2 protein-coding genes and 1 pseudogene are annotated in these 2,861 nt (G+C 74.5%); 1 reads left to right on the forward strand and 2 read right to left on the reverse strand.

Going from position 1 to position 2,861, the window contains the following annotated elements; all coding sequences use genetic code 11:
- Positions 1-41: 41 nt before the first annotated feature.
- Positions 42-866 carry a hypothetical protein gene (locus tag ACRDP3_RS05210; protein WP_431515624.1) on the forward strand — a complete coding sequence of 275 codons (825 nt, stop codon included), beginning with the start codon at positions 42-44 and terminating at the stop codon, positions 864-866.
- Between the two features lie 58 nt (positions 867-924).
- On the opposite strand, the gene ACRDP3_RS05215 is transcribed toward ACRDP3_RS05210, so the two are convergent.
- Together ACRDP3_RS05215 and ACRDP3_RS05220 are read right to left on the reverse strand one after the other, a co-directional pair.
- Positions 925-1,983, reverse strand: a complete 1,059-nt coding sequence (locus ACRDP3_RS05215; RefSeq protein ID WP_431515623.1) for a lactonase family protein — start codon at positions 1,981-1,983, stop codon at positions 925-927.
- A gap of 136 nt (positions 1,984-2,119) precedes the next feature.
- Positions 2,120-2,861: pseudogene (locus tag ACRDP3_RS05220) on the reverse strand (hypothetical protein); the annotation flags it as partial.

Genomic DNA, 2,861 nt, shown 5'->3' on the forward strand with positions numbered 1-2,861 from the left:
CCGCTGGGGCGCCTGCGGCGCTTCCGGGCTTGCCGCTCGGCTTGCGGCTGCTCGCTGGCGCTCCCGACGCCGCGGCGCGGCGCACGTGCTGCGTCCCGTTCGGCCCCTTCCTAGGCACCGGCCCTCCCGAGCTTCACGGCGGCGCCCACGAGGGCTCGGACCTCCGATTCGTCCACGCCGCTGCTGACGACTGCCTGGACCCGGTCTTCGACGTCGCTCGCCAGCTGCTCGAGGTGGGCCTCGGCGCCGACGCGGCCGGCGCCGGTCAGCAGGCGTCCGAAGAGCCACTGGTCGCCGTGGTCATCCCGCTGCTGGCAGGACCGGACCCGGCGCTGATGCGGCGGATGCGGCAGGCGGTGCTCTCCAGCGGCACCGGCGCCGAAATCACCGACGTACTGGGCCCGCACCCGCTGCTCGCCGAGGGCGTGCACGTCAAGCTCTCCGAGGCGGGCCTCGCCCGCGCCGACCGCGCCCGGCTCTTCACGGTCGCCACCGCCGCGGACGGCATCGTGCTCGCCACGGTCGGCGGCGAGGACGCGGTCCAGGCAGCCGGTATCACCGGCATGCTGCTCGCCGCCCGGCTCGCCGTTCCGGTGCTCGCCGCGGGGCTGGACGAGGTGGGCGCGGTGGCCCGTACCGCCGAGCAGCTGCGCGGCTCGGGCTCCACCCAGCTCGCTGTGGCGCCGTGCCTCATCGGACCGGAGGTCTCGGAAGGGCTGCTGGACGCGGCTGCGGAGGAGGCGGGCTGCTCGGTCGCCGAGCCGCTCGGCGCCTACCCGGCCGTGGGCAAGCTGGTGGCTTCCACGTACGCGGCCAAGCTCGGGATCGGCCAGCAGCAGTCACCGCAGGGTTTGGCCGCCCGCTGAAGTACGGCGGCCCGCGCTGAAGCCGAACCCGGCCGGCCGAACTCGCCGGCCGGACCGCTCAGCCGAAGATGACGCAGCTCGCGGCCGGAGCGCCGAGGCGTCCCGCACGGTGCGGGGTGCCTGAGGCGGGGTCGATGTCGAACCAGGTGATGTCGCCGGAGCGCTCGTTGGCGGCGTAGAGCCACGGGCCGGAGGGGTGCAGGGCGAGGTCCCGTGGCCAGTGGCCGCCGCACGAAACGGTGGCGGTCAGCTCCATGGCGTCGCCGGTGTCGCTCAGGACGAACACCGCGATGGTGTCGTGGCCGCGGTTGGCGGCCCAGGCGAACCGGCCGCCCGGTGAGATGACCAGCTCGGACGGGTAGTTCGGCCCCTCCGCCGCCCCGGCCGGTACGACGGAGGTCTCCCCCAGCGGTTCCAGTGCACCCGCGTCTGCGTCCCAACGGCACGCCGTGACGGTCGAGTCCAGCTCGTTGATGACGTAGGCGAGGTCCCCGCGCGGATGAAAGGCGAGGTGACGCGGCCCGCTGCCTGACCGCAGAGCGGCTTGTGCGTGCGGCGACGGCCGGCTCGCGGGGTCTGCACCACCCAGGCCGTAGATCCAGACCGAGTCGGTGCCCAGATCCACCGCGAGCAGCCACCGGCCGGACGGGTCGGGCACCACCGCGTGCGCGTGCGGCCCTTCCTGCCGGTCCGCGTGCGGGCCGTGTCCGGTGTGCCGGTGCACGGCCGCCGGGCTGCCGAGTGTGCCGTCGGCACGCACGGGCAGAGCGCTGATGCTTCCGGACGCGTAGTTCGCGGTGACGACGTGCCCGCCGGCGAGCGTGAGATGAGTCGGCGCCCTGCCGCGTACAGGGGTGGGCTCGCCGAGCAGCGCCGGCCGGTCCCGGTCGGCGAGCGAGAGGGCGGCGACGGCGCCGGTCTCCCGCTCGCTGACCGCGTAGAGATGCCCGGCGAGGGTGAGATAGGAGGGGTCGGCGAGGGAGCTTCCCGTGTGGTGCAGTTCGGTCAGGGCGCCGCTTGCCGGGTCGACGGAGGCGGTGATGATGCCACGGCCGCCCGCCGAGGTGAACGATCCGATGTAGGCCCGTGCGGCCCGCTGTCCGCCCGCGTCGCTCACCACCCCGCCCACCTCCCGCCGCTGCCCTGCCGGTTCGCAGCGAACGTAGCAGCGGGCGTACGAGGACGGGGGCGCATCCGACGGGCGCCGTGCCCACCTCCGGTCGCCCCTGGCCGTGTCCGGCCCGGAGGCGGACTCAGCCCGGGCCGAGAACCCTTCGGAGCAGGCGCGGGGCTCTCTCCCAGGACAGGGCCATGACCTCCTCGACGCGGTCCTTTCCGACACAGGAGGTGACCTTGGCCGCGAGTTCGGCGTCGGTGGCCGGACGCCTCGGGTGGCCCTGCGGCAGGTCGAGCGCGGTCTCGGCCCGGGTGCCGTCGGACAGTTCCAGGAGGATCCGCGTCTCGCCCGCCATGAGGTCCTCCCCGCCCCCGGGGGTGACACGCACCTCCGTACGCTCAAGCAGGCGCCTCACCCCGGGACGGGTGGCGGCGCTGTCGGTGAAGTCGGCCAGGCCGGGGAATCCGTCGAGGAGCGCGGTCGCCACCGCGTACTCCATGCTGAACTTCGCCTCGAGTCCGGTGCGTGGATCGTGGTGGATCAGCGGCTGCATTCCCGCCTCGGGTGTGGTGATGACGATCCGGACGATGGCCTCGGGGTCGAGCCCTTCCCGCAGCAGTGTCCGTGCCGCACTGACGGGCCGCTGCATCGCGTAGCAGCACGGGTGCAGCTTGACGGCCAGCCCGTGCGGGACCGCCGGGCCGGGATCGGGCGCCTGCGGGCCGGAACTGCCGGAGCCGCCGACCACGTCGAACCACTGGTCCAGTACCGAGGGGTCGGCCGAGGCACCGGCGGCGGCGAGCCGCGCCGCGCGTACCCCGGCGTCGGTGGCGAATCCGACCTGCAGGCACTTGCCGGAGGTGCCGAACGCGCGCTGC

It is taken from the genome of Streptomyces sp., from assembly GCF_050698815.1.
Classification (GTDB): Bacteria; Actinomycetota; Actinomycetes; order Streptomycetales; family Streptomycetaceae; genus Streptomyces.